The 15,685-nt window shown below is 66.4% G+C and carries 14 protein-coding genes; 13 read left to right on the top strand and 1 reads right to left on the bottom strand.

Translation table 11 applies throughout. The annotated features are described in order from the left end of the window. Nucleotides 1-346 precede the first annotated feature (346 nt). Nucleotides 347-1,234, bottom strand: a complete 888-nt coding sequence (locus I0D00_RS13580; RefSeq protein ID WP_213640382.1) for a LysR substrate-binding domain-containing protein — start codon at nucleotides 1,232-1,234, stop codon at nucleotides 347-349. 80 nt (nucleotides 1,235-1,314) lie between these two features. Here I0D00_RS13580 and I0D00_RS13575 point away from each other — a divergent pair, with 80 nt between their 5' ends. From I0D00_RS13575 to catC, 13 genes are all read left to right on the top strand, one after another. Further along, nucleotides 1,315-2,523, top strand: a complete 1,209-nt coding sequence (locus tag I0D00_RS13575) for a M20 aminoacylase family protein (RefSeq protein ID WP_213640381.1) — start codon at nucleotides 1,315-1,317, stop codon at nucleotides 2,521-2,523. A gap of 58 nt (nucleotides 2,524-2,581) precedes the next feature. Beyond that, on the top strand, nucleotides 2,582-3,949 hold the full coding sequence (locus tag I0D00_RS13570; RefSeq protein WP_213640380.1) for an MFS transporter: 1,368 nt from the start codon (nucleotides 2,582-2,584) through the stop codon (nucleotides 3,947-3,949). Nucleotides 3,950-4,097: 148 nt separating this feature from the next. After that, on the top strand, nucleotides 4,098-5,348 hold the full coding sequence (locus I0D00_RS13565) for an OprD family porin (protein WP_213640379.1): 1,251 nt from the start codon (nucleotides 4,098-4,100) through the stop codon (nucleotides 5,346-5,348). Between the two features lie 126 nt (nucleotides 5,349-5,474). Next, complete coding sequence (locus I0D00_RS13560) at nucleotides 5,475-6,269, top strand: substrate-binding periplasmic protein (RefSeq protein WP_213640378.1); 795 nt, start codon at nucleotides 5,475-5,477, stop codon at nucleotides 6,267-6,269. A gap of 407 nt (nucleotides 6,270-6,676) precedes the next feature. Then, a complete protein-coding gene (locus I0D00_RS13555; protein ID WP_213640377.1) occupies nucleotides 6,677-7,522 on the top strand; it encodes an IclR family transcriptional regulator in 846 nt (281 codons plus the stop codon). 218 nt (nucleotides 7,523-7,740) lie between these two features. After that, nucleotides 7,741-8,691: an AraC family transcriptional regulator gene (locus tag I0D00_RS13550; RefSeq protein WP_213640376.1), complete on the top strand. Its 951-nt coding sequence runs from the start codon at nucleotides 7,741-7,743 to the stop codon at nucleotides 8,689-8,691. Nucleotides 8,692-8,930: 239 nt separating this feature from the next. After that, complete coding sequence (gene benA, locus I0D00_RS13545; RefSeq protein WP_213640375.1) at nucleotides 8,931-10,289, top strand: benzoate 1,2-dioxygenase large subunit; 1,359 nt, start codon at nucleotides 8,931-8,933, stop codon at nucleotides 10,287-10,289. Further along, nucleotides 10,289-10,777 carry a benzoate 1,2-dioxygenase small subunit gene (benB, locus tag I0D00_RS13540; RefSeq protein ID WP_213640374.1) on the top strand — a complete coding sequence of 163 codons (489 nt, stop codon included), beginning with the start codon at nucleotides 10,289-10,291 and terminating at the stop codon, nucleotides 10,775-10,777. Before benA ends, benB begins: the two co-directional genes overlap by 1 nt. Before the next feature lie 123 nt (nucleotides 10,778-10,900). Further along, the gene (gene benC, locus I0D00_RS13535) at nucleotides 10,901-11,911 is read left to right on the top strand and encodes a benzoate 1,2-dioxygenase electron transfer component BenC (RefSeq protein WP_213640373.1); all 1,011 of its coding nucleotides are present in this window, start codon (nucleotides 10,901-10,903) and stop codon (nucleotides 11,909-11,911) included. A gap of 105 nt (nucleotides 11,912-12,016) precedes the next feature. Then, the gene (locus I0D00_RS13530) at nucleotides 12,017-12,793 is read left to right on the top strand and encodes a 1,6-dihydroxycyclohexa-2,4-diene-1-carboxylate dehydrogenase (protein WP_213640361.1); all 777 of its coding nucleotides are present in this window, start codon (nucleotides 12,017-12,019) and stop codon (nucleotides 12,791-12,793) included. A gap of 74 nt (nucleotides 12,794-12,867) precedes the next feature. Further along, nucleotides 12,868-14,208: an MFS transporter gene (locus I0D00_RS13525; RefSeq protein WP_213640360.1), complete on the top strand. Its 1,341-nt coding sequence runs from the start codon at nucleotides 12,868-12,870 to the stop codon at nucleotides 14,206-14,208. Between the two features lie 26 nt (nucleotides 14,209-14,234). Further along, nucleotides 14,235-15,356, top strand: a complete 1,122-nt coding sequence (locus I0D00_RS13520; protein WP_213640359.1) for a muconate cycloisomerase family protein — start codon at nucleotides 14,235-14,237, stop codon at nucleotides 15,354-15,356. 16 nt (nucleotides 15,357-15,372) lie between these two features. Next, complete coding sequence (catC, locus tag I0D00_RS13515; protein ID WP_213640358.1) at nucleotides 15,373-15,663, top strand: muconolactone Delta-isomerase; 291 nt, start codon at nucleotides 15,373-15,375, stop codon at nucleotides 15,661-15,663. Nucleotides 15,664-15,685 lie beyond the last annotated feature (22 nt).

Genomic DNA, 15,685 nt, shown 5'->3' with positions numbered 1-15,685 from the left:
TGGGAGCCGGGCACCGGACGCCGTAGCGCGCACCTTGGGCAGTGGTACGCATCGATCACGAGTGCACTTGCCGGGATTCTGCGTGGCCTTTGCTCATGACGCCGCTAGGAGGGGGCATCTGAGCGGAGGGAGATTGCTCGCTGATCAGTAGAGGCCTTGCAGCCTGGACTCCGGGCGAAGGGGGGGCAGCGCCGGATTGCTGCAATTGCCCGTATTAGGACGGCCGAAAGACAGGAGTCCAGGCGAGCTGGCAAAGGATTCCTACCCGGCCCGCTTATCGCTCCACGCGAAGGTTGAAAGCGTGCCGTCGAGGCCGAGGCGGTTCAGCCGGGGACAGCGTGGAATATCACCTAAGACGGCGGGCGAACAGGCCCGCCAGCACTCTTGCCGACGTCGCCAAGGGAACGCCGCGCAGGCTCAGGATGCCAAGTGACATGGGTGGGGGCAGCGGCGCGACGGCGAACTGCTGCAGTCCGGCCCCGAACAAGGGGTCGCTGAGCAGGGTTGTCGGTCCGAAGCCTATGTAGTCGGTACGGCGCATCAGCTCAAGCATGAGTGTCAGCGAGGCACAGGACATGATGTGTTTCGGTGCGTCGATGCCGTTGGCTTCCAGCCAGCGCACGAAGTGCTTGCCCATGCTCCCGTCGCTGAGGTTCAGGACCCAGCTTGCGTCCCTGAGCTCGGCCCAGGTCTGAGCGCCCGCCAGCGGATGACCGAGGCGGCCGGTCGGGGCGGCATGGACATCGGCCAGGGCTTCGAAAATCACCTCGTAGGGCAGGTCTCGCGGGTTGGCCAGGGCGACGGCGAAGTCGAGCCGGCCTTCCAGGAGCCCCGGCAGGGCCTGTGTCAGCAGCCCCTCCTCGAGGCTCAGGGTGGCATCGGGCTGCGTGCGGCGGAACTCGGCCAGGATCGGGGGCAGGACGGTCGCGGCCACCAGCGGTGTCAGGGCCACGGCTATGCGTGCCCCGGCGCCACCGCGCAAGGCGCGAATCTCCTCTCGCGCCTTGTCGAGTGTGGCGTGCGCCAGGCGCGCGCGAACCAGCAGCGCCTGTCCCGCGGGCGTGAAATCGATGCCCTTGTAGCTGCGCGTGAGCAACTCCGCGCCGACGTCCTCCTCGAGCTCACGCAAGGCCTTGGTCAGCGCACTCTGGCTCAGGTTCATCGCCCGCGCCGCCGCGCGGATGGAGCCGGACTCGGCGACCTGGATAAGGGCTTTGAGCTGATGGTCCTTCATGATGCAGATGATTCCTTGTAGTTGTCACCTCGGAAAAAGTACTGCCTTACGTAGATCACTGCAAATTCTATTATCGGCTCATGAATACATTCGATCTCGAACTACCCAATGAAGCCGCGATGAAGTCCTGGCGGCGCACCATTCATCAGCACCCCGAGCTCGGCTTCGGCGAGTTTGCCACCAGCCGGCTGGTGGCCGAGTGCCTGGAGCAGTGGGGCTACGAGGTGCATCGCGGCATCGCGGTGACCGGCGTGGTCGGGACCCTGCGCTGGGGCGCGGGCGGGCCGCGGCTCGGCCTGCGGGCCGACATGGACGCGCTGCCGATCCAGGAGCTGACCGGCCTGCCATGGGCGAGCCGGACGCCGGGGCAGATGCATGCCTGCGGCCATGATGGCCACACCACGATGCTCCTGGGCGCGGCGCAAGTCTTCGCGCGCATGCACCGGGAGGGACGGCTGCCGGGCAGCGGTACGTTGCACCTGATCTTTCAGCCGGCCGAAGAACTGGGCGGCGGCGGCGGGGCACGGCGCATGCTCGACGAGGGGCTGCTCGAGCGCTTCCCCTGCGACGCGGTGTTCGCGATGCACAACTACCCGGGTGTCCCGACTGGCCACTTCCGCTTTCGGGCGGGGCCCTTCATGGCCTCGTCAGACCGGGTGATGATCCGCTTCAGCGGCAAGGGCGGGCATGGGGCCTTGCCGCACCTTGCCGTGGACCCGATGTTGCCGGCCGCTGCGACCGTGCTCGCCCTGCAGGCCATCGTCGGGCGCAACATCGACCCGAACGACGCCGCGGTCATCAGCGTGGGCCGCATCGAGGCGGGCAACACCTACAACGTGATCCCCGAAACGGCCGAGATGGAACTGAGCGTACGGGCCCTGCGGCCGGAGGTGCGCGATCTGCTCGAGGCGCGTATTCGCACCCTGGTCGAAGGCCAGGCAGCCGCGTTTGGCGTCAGCAGCGAAGTGCAGTACGAGCGCGGCTATCCGGTCCTGGTCAATAGCGTACGGGAAACGCAGCTTGCCGCCGAAGTGGCGCGCGAACTGGTGGGCGCTGCCCGGGTAGTGGAGGACGCCCCACCGTTGAGCGGCAGCGAAGACTTCGCCTTCATCCTGCAGCGGGTGCCGGGTTGCTACCTGCTCATCGGCAACGGCGACAACGGTTTCGGCGCGGGCGAGCACCTCGGCCCCTGCAGCGTGCACAACCCTCATTACGACTTCAACGACGACTGTCTGGTACCCGGCGCGGCCTTCTGGGTGGCGCTAGGAGAGCGGTTCTTCGGCGAGTGAATGGCTTTCATCACTCGCTTTTATAACAACAAGTAAGCTCTATCGTGGAGATGACAACATGAGTAGGCAAAAAGCGGCTCCCCCCAAGCACCAGGTACTCGCGGCCGTGATCGGCAACGCGCTGGAATGGTACGACTTCATCGTCTTCGGTTTCCTCGCCGTGGTGATTTCGCGCCTGTTCTTTCCCAGCGAAAGTGAATACAGCTCGCTGCTCATGGCCACGGCGACATTCGGCGTGGGCTTCTTCATGCGCCCGGTCGGCGGCATTCTGCTGGGAATCTACGCCGACCGCAGGGGGCGCAAGGCCGCGCTGCAGCTGATCATCGGCATGATGACGGTGTCCATCGCGATGATCGCCTTCGCCCCGCCTTATGCCGCGATCGGTGTCGCCGCGCCCCTGCTCATCGTGCTCGCGCGCCTGCTGCAAGGCTTCGCTACCGGCGGTGAGTTCGCCAGCGCCACCTCCTTCCTGATCGAGAGCGCTCCGGCCAACCGCCGCGGACTCTATGGCTCCTGGCAGATGTTCGGCCAGGGCCTGGCGGTGTTCTGTGGCGCGGCGATCACCGCACTGGTTACCAACGGGCTAACGCCGGAGGCGCTGGACGCCTGGGGCTGGCGCATCCCCTTCATCATCGGCCTGATCATCGGCCCGGTCGGTCTGTGGATGCGCCGCCACCTGTCGGAAACCAGTGCCTTCCTCGAGGCTCGGCAGGCACCCAAGGAGAAGCAGTCGCTCGCCCGCATGCTGCGTAATCATCTGCGCGAGGTGATTACCGTCATGGGCCTCACCGTGTGTGGCACCGTCGGCTTCTACGTGATCCTGGTCTACATGCCGACCTTCGCCAATCGGCAATTGAACTTGCCGCTGACCGACGCCTTTACCGCCCAGGTCATTGCCGTCGCCCTGATGACGCTGCTGATGCCGGTATTCGGCGCGCTGTCCGACCGGCTTGGCCGCAAGGCCCTGATCATCGCCGCGACCGCCGGTCTGCTCGTCGCCTTGTATCCGTTGTTCAGCTGGGTCCACGCGGCGCCGTCCTTCGCTCGCCTGATGACCATGCAGGTCGTACTGTGCACGCTGCTGGCCGCGTACTTCGGGCCAATATCCGCGGCGATGGCCGAGCAGTTTCCCGCCGGCGTGCGTTCCACGGGACTGGCGCTCGCCTACAACCTGGCGGTGATGATCTTCGGCGGTTTTGCCCAGTTCATCGTGACCTGGCTGATCCATACCACCGGCATGGCCATCGCGCCGGTGTTCTACGTGATCTTTGCCGCGGCCCTCGGCCTGGTGGCCGCCTTCTTCCTGATCGACCGCACCCATGAGGCTAACCTCGCGGTCGTCGATGATGGCGGCCCGGTGAACGCGCAAACGCAACCGGCCAGTGCCGGGGTGCCCTCCCAACGGGCCAGTGCTCAAGGCCTGTAGGGCCAGGCCGTCGCGATCCTGAGAGCCCGCCTCTGCCGAACCGCGGGGGCGCCGCGAGCTCCTGTCTCCCGTCCGCTGGAGGAGGGGCAGGGGGGCGGCGCCCGCCCAGGCGACGCTCTATCCAAAATCACCTGTCGGAATAACAACAATGAACCACATCCAATTGCGTGGCTCGCGCCAACTCGCGCGCCTGTTTGCCCTGCCGTGCCTGCTATCCGCATCGTTGGCCATGGCAGGCGTCATCGACGAGAGCAAGGCCAGCCTGGAGCTCAGAAATTTCTACCTGAATCGTGATTTCCGCCAGGAGTCGGCGCGCCAGGCCAAAGCCGAAGAATGGGGCCAGGGTTTCATCGCCCGCTTCGAGTCGGGCTTCAGCGACGGCCCGCTAGGCGTCGGCCTCGACGCCATCGGCGAGCTGGGGATCAAGCTGGACTCGAGTCGCGATCGCCGTGGCACGGGGCTGTTGCCCTTCGGCCCCACCAGCCAGGAGCCGGTGGACGACTACAGCGAGCTGGGTTTGACCGGAAAGCTGCGTGTCTCGAAGAGCGTATTGCGTCTGGGCACCCTGCAACCCTGGCTGCCGATCGCCCTCTACAACGATACCCGTTTGCTCCCTTCGACTTTCCAGGGCGGCATGCTCACGTCCCAGGACATCGAGGGCCTGACGCTCGACGGTGGCCGGCTGACCCGCGGTAATCTGCGCGACTCCTCCGGACGCGACGAGATCGGCTACGGCAACGCCACCAGCGACGCATTCGACTTTGCCGGGGGCAGCTACGCGATCAGTCCCCAGCTCGCCGTCAGCTACTACTATGGTCGGCTCGACGAGATCTACCGCCAGCAGTACCTCGGGCTGGTGCATAACCAGCCGCTGCCCGGCGGCTTCAGCCTGCGCAGCGATATCCGCTACTTCGACAGCCGCGGCGATGGCCGGCAGCGCGCGGGGGAGATCGACAACCGCAACCTCAACGGCATGTTCAGCCTCAGCCATGGCGCCCACAGGGTCAGCGCGGCCTGGCAATCCTTGTCCGGCAACAGTGCCTTTCCCTACCTCAACGGCGGCGCGGCCTACGTCGTCAACCTGGTGACCCTGAACGACTTCACCCGCGCCGAGGAGGACTCCTGGCAGCTCCGTTATGACTACGACTTCGCCGCCCAGGGCATTCCCGGACTGACCTTCATGACCCGCTACGTCGACGGCCGCAATGCCAGGAGCGCGACAACTCGCAGCGGCGAGGAGTGGGAGCGCGACACCGACCTGGCCTACGTCGTGCAGAGTGGTAGCCTGAAGGGCGTGAGCCTGCGCTGGCGCAACCTGAGCTTCAGGTCCGGCAGTGGCCTTGCGACGGATATCGACGAGAACCGGCTGATCCTGGGCTACACCCTGGCGCTCTGGTAAGGCTCGCCATTCGCCTGCGCGAGAGCGGGGCGATCGACAGGCCCCGGCCAGTCACCCTTGGCGCAAAAGCGCCTGGCAGCGTCAGGCTGGGCGCTGGAGCTTCCCGTCGCAGCTAAGCTACAGCCTATGCCATCTGCCGAGGGCATAGGCTTGCGCTCGTTACTTCACTACTGGTTGTCGGCACTGCTGCTGGGGTTGTCGCTGCCCTTGTCGCTTTCCGCCGAACCGCTGCGGCTGTATTCCCAGGAGTATCCGCCGGTGAACTTCAGTGTCGCCGGAGAGCCCGCCGGCATGGCCGTGGAGGTGGTGCGGGAGCTGGCGCGGCGCAGCGCCCAGCCGATCCACCTGGAGGTGGTGCCCTGGGCGCGCGCCTACCGGGAGGCGCAGACACGGCCCAATAGCGGGGTCTTCGTCGCCATGCGCACCGCGGAGCGCGAGTCGCTGTTCCAGTGGGTGGGGCCGATCACCGTGAACACTACCGGCTTCTACGCGCTCACCGATGCCGCACCGCGCATCGACAGCCTGGACGACGCCCGCCATCACGGCGAAATAGCCATCCCGCGCGACTGGTACAGCCACCAGCTGCTGCGCGCCGCAGGGTTCGGCAACCTGCACCCGGTCCCCGGGCCGGACATGGTGGTGCAGATGCTCAAGCACCGGCGGGTGAAGCTGATGGTGATGGACAACCTCGGACTGTCGGCGTATCTGGCCCGTGGCGGGCTGCGCGACGATGAGGTCAAGCTGCTGTTCAGCTTCCTGCGCAGCTATAGCTACATCGCTTTTTCGCCAGAGACCGACCCCGCGCTGGTGGCCCGCTGGCAGGAGGAGCTGGACGGCATGAAGCGCGACGGCAGTTTCGCGGCGATCCACCACAAGTGGCTGCCGGGAGCGCAGATGCCTGGGCTGCGGGCGCTGCCCTGAAACCTTTGCGGCTGTTCCAGCCATGCTGGCCGCAGTGCGTGCGGAGGGCTGCAGGACTGGCCAAGGCCGCCGATGCCAGTCTCGGCGCCGACCGGCCGATGAGCGTGGCTGAGCAAGGCGTCAGGCTGTTCCGGACCAGGTGGGAAATAGCCGCGCCCCCCGCGCCTGAGCGACATTCGTCCAGGGCAGGGCGCACGCCTACCTCAGCCGGGGCGTGGACCGGCTCGAGGAGGGAGTTCCGCTTCGTGGGCAGAACCCTGCCCACTCCGCGATGGGCTCCTGAGCGGAGCAATCGCAGGATTGGGCGGGGCGAATGTTAACAGCTGGGGAGAGGGAGTGAATTGCGATTATCGAACTTTGGTTCGATAATCGCTCGATGTCTGATTATGCCCCGCCCCGGAGTCCGTATGAGTGAATCACGACCGCCCCAGTCGCCCCTGGCGCCGCCGCCCTATGTGTCGCCGGCCCAGCGGATCGCCGAATTCGCCGGCGATCCCAACTTCATGGCCTCCCTGGCCCGCGGCCTGGCGGTGATCAACGCCTTCCAGGAGCGCAAGCGCCACCTGACCATCGCGCAGATCAGCCATCGCACGGACATTCCCCGCGCCGCCGTGCGTCGCTGCCTGTACACCCTGATGCAGCTGGGTTACGCCACCAGCGACGGGCGCACCTATTCGCTGCTGCCCAAGGTGCTGACCCTGGGCCACGCCTACCTGTCCTCCACGCCCCTGGCGGTCTCGGCGCAGCCCTACCTGGACCGCCTCAGCGAGCAGCTGCACGAGGCCTGCAACCTGGCCACCCTGGAGGGCGAGCAGGTGCTCTATATCGCGCGCTCGGCGATTCCACAGCGCCTGATCTCGGTGGACCTGAGCGTCGGCAGCCGCCTGCCGGCCTACTGCACCTCCATGGGCCGGATCCTGCTGGCCGCCCTGGACGACGACAGCCTGCACGACTACCTCAATCATGCCGAGCTGCAGCCCAAGACCAGCCGTACCCTGCACACCCCGGAGGACCTCTGGGCCTGCCTGCAACAGGTGCGCCAGCAGGGCTGGTGCATCGTCGACCAGGAACTGGAGCAGGGCCTGCGTTCCCTGGCGGTGCCGGTATACGACGCGGCCGGCCACGTGCTGGCAGCGATGAACGTCAGTGCCCATGCCGGGCGGGTGTCGGTGAGCGAGCTGGAGAAACGCTACCTGCCGATCATGCAGAGCGCCAGTCGCGAGCTGAGTGGTCAGTTGTTTCCGTCGCGCTGAGCGGGCCATGGGGCAGGCGTTAATCGCACGGTTTTTGCGGCACTCGATTGACGGGACTTCGCGCCGCTTCTTATGGTGGCGGTCTGCCAAAGGCATGGGCGAGCCGTTCGTCCGTTAGCCGAGTGGCCGCCAGGCTGCCGGGTAGACTCGGAATGAGATGAGTCGCTGCAATGTCCGGACTGCCGGGCGCCAATAAAAAACAAAATGGTACTGCGTGGATGCTGCTTCTGAGTGATAAAAGCATGGTGTTCGACCATGCCGACCCCTATGCCGTGTCGGGTTACGTCAACCAGCACGTGGGGCATCACTGCATCAAGCTGCCGGCCAAGGGCGGCTTGTCCGCCAGCCTCAGTCACCGCAAGTTCGCCAACCTGGACCTGTGCCGGATCAGCTACGGCGGCAGCGTGCGGGTCACCTCGGACGCCCTGGAGACTATCTACCACCTGCAGATCCTGCTCAAGGGCCACTGCCTGTGGCGTCAGCATCACGATGAGCACTTCCTCGCCCCCGGCGAGTTGCTGCTGATCAACCCGGACGATCCGGTCGACCTGACCTATTCCGAGGACTGCGAGAAGTTCATCGTCAAGCTGCCGGTCAGCCTGTTGCAGGCCGCCTGCGAGGAGCAGCGCTGGAAGCTGCCGCAGCAGGGCATCCACTTCACCCGCAACCTCTACAGCCTGCGGGAGCTGGAGAGCCTGACGCGCCTGCTCGGCCTGGTGTGCCTGGAGGCCGAGGCGGACGACAACGCCCTGCAGACCCAGGAGCACTACAGCCGCATCATCGCCAGCAAGCTGCTGACCCAGCTCGGCAGCAACCTCTGTCGCGAACAGCCGCTGCCCCAGGCGGCGCCCTTCGAGCACCTGATCGAATACATCGAGGCCAACCTCAAGCAGGACATCAGCGCCGAGCACCTGGCCGCCTGCGCGCAGATCAGCCTGCGTTCGCTCTACGCGCTGTTCGAGCGCCACTCCGGCAGCACGCCCAAGCAGTACGTGCGCGAGCGCAAGCTGGCGCGCATCCACAGCTGCCTGAGCGACCCGAGCTGCCACGTGCGCAGCGTCACCGAGATCGCCCTGGACTACGGTTTCACTCATCTCGGCCGTTTCTCCGAGAGCTACAAGAACAGCTTCGGCGAGCTGCCGTCGGACACCCTGCGCCGCCGCGGCTGATGGCCGGCGCGGCGCGTTCTTGCGCCACGCCTCGATCTTCCTCCCTGACCTCCTGAGTCCTCCCCCTGTGTTCTGCCGCGCGCGCCCTGGCGGCTTTCGCGTGACCGTTCGCCTGCCGGGATAGCCGTTTTCTGCGGCCTGCAGAAAACGGATAGCGGTCGTGCACAAAGCGGATATTGTCCGACAAGCCGGGCTCGTAGCCTTAACCACGTTGAAACAATAACAACGGAGCCACGGCCATGACCCTGGGATTCGAATACCTCAATAGCCTGCTTGAAGAAGACAAGGACAAGGGCCTCTACCGCTGCAAGCGGGAGATGTTCACCGATCCGCGGTTGTTCGACCTGGAGATGAAGCACATCTTCGAGGGCAACTGGCTGTACCTCGCTCACGAGAGCCAGATCCCCGAGAAGAACGACTACCTCACCACCACCATGGGGCGCCAGCCGATCTTCATCGCGCGCAACAAGGACGGTGAGCTGAACGCCTTCCTCAACGCCTGCAGCCACCGCGGCGCCATGCTGTGCCGGCACAAGACCGGCAACAAGAGCTCCTATACCTGCCCGTTCCACGGCTGGACCTTCAACAACTCCGGCAAGCTGCTCAAGGTCAAGGACCCCAAGGAGGCCGGCTACCCGGCGAGCTTCAACTGCGACGGCTCCCACGACCTGACCAAGGTCGCGCGCTTCGAGTCCTATCGCGGCTTCCTGTTCGGCAGCCTCAACCCGGACGTGCCGCCACTGGTCGAGCATCTCGGCGAGTCGGCGAAGATCATCGACATGATCGTCGACCAGTCGCCGGACGGCCTGGAAGTGCTGCGCGGCTCGAGCAGCTACATCTACGAGGGCAACTGGAAGCTGACCGCCGAGAACGGCGCCGACGGCTACCACGTCAGCTCCGTGCACTGGAACTACGCCGCCACCCAGCAGCAGCGCAAGCAGCGCGAGTCCGGTGAAGAGATCAAGACCATGAGCGCCGGCAGCTGGGCCAAGAACGGCGGCGGCTTCTACTCCTTCGACAAGGGCCACCTGCTGCTCTGGACCCGCTGGGCCAACCCCGAGGATCGTCCGCTGTACGAGCGCCGTGACCAGCTGGCCGGCGAGTTCGGCCAGGCCCGGGCCAACTGGATGATCGAGAACTCGCGCAACCTGTGCCTGTACCCCAACGTCTACCTGATGGACCAGTTCAGCTCGCAGATCCGCATCGCCCGGCCGATCTCCGTGGACAAGACCGAGATCACCATCTACTGCATCGCCCCCAAGGGCGAGAGCAGCGATGCCCGGGCCAAGCGCATCCGCCAGTACGAGGACTTCTTCAACGTCAGCGGCATGGCCACCCCGGACGACCTGGAAGAGTTCCGCTCCTGCCAGCTGGGCTACCAGGGCAGCCGCGGCTGGAACGACATGTCGCGCGGCGCCGAGCACTGGATCGAGGGCGCCGACCAGGCCGCCGAGGAGATCGAACTCAAGCCCCTGCTGAGCGGCGTGCGCACCGAGGATGAAGGCCTGTTCGTGCTGCAGCATCAGTACTGGCAGCGCACCATGATCGCGGCGCTGCGCAAGGAACAAGAGCAACTGATTCACGTGGAGGGTGCGTGATGAGCATTTCCTATGACGCCGTGCGTGACTTCCTCTACCGCGAGGCGCGCTACCTGGACGACAAGGAGTGGGACAGCTGGCTGGAGCTGTACGCCGTCGACGCCAGCTTCTGGATGCCGTCCTGGGACGACAACGACGAGCTGACCGAGGACCCGCAGAGCGAAATCTCGCTGATCTGGTACGGCAACCGTGGCGGCCTGGAGGACCGGGTCTTCCGCATCAAGACCGAGCGTTCCAGCGCCACGATCCCGGACACCCGCACCTCGCACAACATCAGCAACATCGAGATCCTCGAGCAGGCCGACGGGCTGTGCAAGCTGCGCTTCAACTGGCACACCCTGAGCTTCCGCTACAAGACGGTGGACAGCTACTTCGGCACCAGCTTCTACACCCTCGACGTGCGTGGCGACAGCCCGCTGATCAAGGCCAAGAAGGTGGTGCTGAAGAACGACTACGTGCGTCAGGTCATCGACGTCTACCACATCTGATTACCCGTTCGGAGCCGGTGCGGGCTCGCATCCAGGGCAGGGGAGCCACTCGGCTTCCCGTTGGGCGAGCCCGTGCCAAGAAAGTCCGCAACCGCGTGTAACCACTGCCAAGCGAGGTGTGCCATGAGCCACAAGATCGCACTGAATTTCGAAGACGGGGTCACCCGCTTCATCGATGCCGACGCCAGCGAGACCGTCGCCGACGCCGCCTACCGCCAGGGCATCAACATCCCCCTGGACTGCCGCGACGGCGCCTGCGGCACCTGCAAGTGCTTCGCCGAGGCCGGCCGCTACGAGCTGGGCGAGGACTACGTCGAGGACGCCCTGAGCGAGGAAGAGGCCGAGCAGGGCTATGTGCTGACCTGCCAGATGCGTGCCCAGAGCGACTGCGTGGTCCGCGTGCCGGCGTCTTCCGAGCTGTGCAAGACCCAGCAGGCCAGCTTCGAGGCGGCGATCAGCGCGGTGCGCCAGCTCTCCGACAGCACCATCGCCCTGTCGATCAAGGGCGAGTCGCTGGCCAAGCTGAGCTTCCTGCCGGGCCAGTACGTCAACCTCAAGGTGCCGGGCAGCGAGCAGAGTCGTGCCTATTCCTTCAGCACGCTGCAGAAGGATGGCGAGGTCAGCTTCCTGATCCGCAACGTGCCGGGCGGGCTGATGAGCAGCTTTCTGACCAATCTGGCGCAAGCCGGCGACAGCATAAGCCTGGCCGGCCCCCTGGGCAGCTTCTACCTGCGCGAGATCCAGCGCCCGCTGCTGCTGCTGGCCGGCGGCACCGGCCTGGCGCCCTTCACCGCGATGCTGGAGAAGATCGCCGAGCAGGGCAGCGCCCATCCGCTGCACCTGATCTACGGGGTGACCAACGACTTCGACCTGGTGGAAATGGACAGGCTCGAGGCCTTCGCCGCGCGCATCCCCAACTTCAGCTTCAGCGCCTGCGTGGCCAACCCGGACAGCAGCTACCCACAGAAGGGCTATGTCACCCAGCACATCGAGCCCAAGCACCTCAACGACGGTGAAGTGGACGTGTACCTGTGCGGCCCGCCACCGATGGTCGAGGCGGTCAGTCACTACATCCGCGAGCAAGGCATCCAGCCTGCGAACTTCTACTACGAGAAGTTCGCCGCCAGCGCCTGAGAGCTCCTTTGGTCCGCCTACCCGGTAGGCGGGCCTGTTTTATTCGAGAGGCCTGCCGCGCCGCGCATCGGTGGCGTGCGGCGCCCGCACTGAACGAGGTCGGTTATGAGCAAGCGTTTCCAAGACAAGGTCGCGGTGATCACCGGCGCCGCCCAGGGCATCGGTCGGCGGGTGGCCGAGCGCATGGCCGAGGAGGGCGCGCGCCTGGTGCTGGTCGACCGCTCCGCGCTGGTGCATGAACTGGCCCAGCAGCTGCAGGGTGTCGGCCCGCTGCTGTGCCTGACCGCCGACCTCGAGCAGGTCGCCGATTGCCAGCGGGTGATGGCGGCGGCGCTCGAGCATTTCGGCCGTCTGGACATCCTGGTCAACAACGTCGGCGGCACCATCTGGGCCAAGCCGTTCGAGCACTACCGGGCCGAGGAGATCGAGGCCGAGGTGCGCCGCTCGCTGTTCCCCACCCTGTGGTGCTGCCACGCCGCCCTGCCGCAGATGCTCGCGCAGGGCAGCGGCGCCATCGTCAACGTTTCCTCCATCGCCACCCGCGGCGTCAACCGCGTGCCCTATGGCGCGGCCAAGGGCGGCGTCAACGCGCTGACCGCCTGCCTGGCGTTCGAAACCGCCGAGCGCGGCATTCGCGTCAACGCCACCGCGCCGGGCGGGACCGAGGCGCCGCCGCGGCGCATCCCGCGCAACGATGCCGAACAGAGCGAGCAGGACAAGCGCTGGTACCAGCAGATCGTCGACCAGACCGTGCAGAGCAGCCTGATGAAGCGCTACGGCAGCATCGACGAGCAGGTCGGCGCGATCCTCTTCCTCGCTTCCGACGAAGCCAGCTACATCACCGGCGTGACCTTGCCGGTGGGCGGCGGCGACCTGGGCTGAGCCCGCTCGCCGACCGCCGAGGGATAGACCCGCCTGGACGCACCCGCACTACAACAACAAAAGAGTCCCGAGCCATGAGCAAAATCGACGTCCACGACATCATCGACAACGCGGGCTTCACCCGCTTCCACTGGATGGTCATGGCGCTGTGCGCCCTGCTGCTGATCTTCGACGGCTATGACCTGTTCATCTACGGCGTGGTGCTGCCGGCGATCATGCAGGAGTGGGGCCTGACCCCGCTCGAGGCCGGCGCCCTGGGCAGCTATGCGCTGTTCGGCATGATGTTCGGCGCCCTGGCCTTCGGCACCCTGGCCGACCGCATCGGCCGCAAGAAGGGCATCGCCATCTGCTTCGCGCTGTTCTCCACTGCCACCATCGTCAACGGCTTCGCCAGCAACCCCACCGAGTTCGGCATCTGCCGCTTCCTCGCCGGCCTCGGCTGCGGCGGCCTGATGCCCAATGCCGTGGCGTTGATGAACGAATACGCGCCCAAGCGCCTGCGCAGCACCCTGGTGGCGGTGATGTTCAGCGGCTATTCGCTGGGCGGCCTGCTGGCCGCCGGCGTCGGTATCTACATGCTGCCGCGCTTCGGCTGGGAGTCGATGTTCTTCGCCGCCGGGGTGCCGCTGCTGCTGCTGCCGCTGATCTTCTGGCTGCTGCCCGAGTCGGTCGGTTTCCTGGTGCGCCAGGGCCGCCACGCCCAGGCCCGCGCCATCCTGCGGCGGGTCGCGCCGGACGCGGCGCTCGCCGACAGCGGCGAGCTGCTGATGAGCGAGGGCAAGGGCCAGGGCGTGGCCGTGTTCGAGCTGTTCCGCGAGGGCCGCGCACTGCGCACCCTGTGCCTGTGGCTGGCGTTCTTCTGCTGCCTGCTGATGGTCTACGCGCTGAGTTCCTGGTTGCCGAAACTGATGGCCGGCGCCGGCTACAGCCTGGGCTCGAGCCTGTCGTTCCTGCTGGCGCTGAACTTCGGCGGCATGGCCGGCGCCATCCTCGGCGGCTGGCTGGGCGACCGCTTTAACCTGAGCAAGGTGATGGTGGCCTTCTTCGTCGCCGCCGCCGTCTCCATCAGCCTGCTCGGCTTCAAGAGCGCGCCCGCGCTGCTCTACCTGCTGATCTTCATCGCCGGCGCCACCACCATCGGCACGCAGATCCTGCTGTACGCCGCCGCCGCGCAGTTCTACGGCCTGTCGATCCGCTCCACGGGCCTCGGCTGGGCCTCGGGCATCGGCCGCAACGGCGCCATAGTCGGGCCGCTGCTGGGCGGCGCGCTGATGGGTATCAACCTGCCGCTGCAGCTCAACTTCATGGCCTTCGCCGTGCCGGGCGCAGTGGCGGCCGTCGCCATGACCCTGTTCGCCCTCAGCAGCCAGCGCCGCCGTAATGCCGCGCCGGGTGCTGCGGTGGCGGCTTCCTGATCACACCCTGCGGAATCTGAGCCGAAATGAGCCAAGTCCTGATCGAAAGCATCGAGGCGATCATCGTCGATCTGCCGACCATCCGCCCGCACAAGCTGGCGATGCACACCATGCAGCAGCAGACCCTGGTGGTGATCCGCCTGCGCTGCTCCGACGGCATCGAAGGCCTGGGCGAGTCCACCACCATCGGTGGCCTGGCCTACGGCAACGAGAGCCCGGAGAGCATCAAGCAGAACATCGACAGCCACCTCGGCCCGCTGCTGCTCGGCCAGGACGCGGCCAACATCAACGCCGCCATGCAGCGGTTGGACAAGGCGGCCAAGGGCAACACCTTCGCCAAGTCCGGCCTGGAGAGCGCGCTGCTCGACGCCCAGGGCAAGCGCCTCGGTCTGCCGGTCAGCGAGCTGCTCGGCGGCCGGGTGCGCGACAGCCTGGAAGTGGCCTGGACCCTGGCGTCGGGCGACACCGCCAAGGACATCGCCGAGGCCGAGCAGATGCTTGAGGCGCGCCGCCACCGCATCTTCAAGCTGAAGATCGGCGCCGGCGAGGTCAACCGTGACCTCAAGCATGTGATCGCCATCAAGCAGGCCCTGGGCGACTCGGCCAGCGTGCGGGTCGACGTCAACCAGGCCTGGGACGAGTCGGTGGCCCTGCGCGCCTGCCGCATTCTCGGTGACAACGGCATCGACCTGATCGAGCAGCCGATCGCGCGGATCAACCGCGGCGGGCAGATCCGCCTGAACCAGCGCAGCCCGGCGCCGATCATGGCCGACGAGTCGATCGAGAGCGTCGAGGACGCCTTCAGCCTGGCGGCCGACGGTGCGGCGAGCATCTTCGCCCTGAAGATCGCCAAGAACGGCGGCCCGCGTGCCGTGCTGCGTACCGCGCAGATCGCAGAAAGCGCCGGCATCGCCCTGTACGGCGGGACCATGCTCGAAGGGGCGATCGGCACCCTGGCCTCGGCCCATGCCTTCCTCACCCTGCGCCAGCTGACCTGGCACACCGAGCTGTTCGGCCCGCTGCTGCTGACCGAGGAGATCGTCAGCGAGGCGCCGGTCTACCGCGACTTCCACCTGCAGGTGCCGGCGACCCCGGGCCTGGGCCTGACCCTGGACGAAGAGCGCCTGGCGTTCTTCCGCCGCCCCTAACGAGGAGATCGATCCCATGCTGTTCCACGTGAAGATGACCGTAAGACTGCCGGCGGACATGGACCCGGCCCGCGCCAGCCAGCTCAAGGCCGACGAGAAGGAACTGGCCCAGCGTCTGCAGCGCGAGGGCAAGTGGCGCCACCTGTGGCGCATCGCCGGGCACTACGCCAACTACAGCCTGTTCGATGTGGACAGCGTCGAGGCGCTGCACGACACCCTGATGCAGCTGCCGCTGTTTCCCTACATGGATATCGAGATCGACGGCCTGTGCCGCCATCCCTCGTCGATCCATTCCGACGACCGCTAAGCCCGGCGCCATAACAACAACT

Source organism: Pseudomonas lalucatii, from assembly GCF_018398425.1.
Classification (GTDB): Bacteria; Pseudomonadota; Gammaproteobacteria; order Pseudomonadales; family Pseudomonadaceae; genus Aquipseudomonas; species Aquipseudomonas lalucatii.
This window is presented reverse-complemented; position numbering and strand designations above follow the sequence as displayed.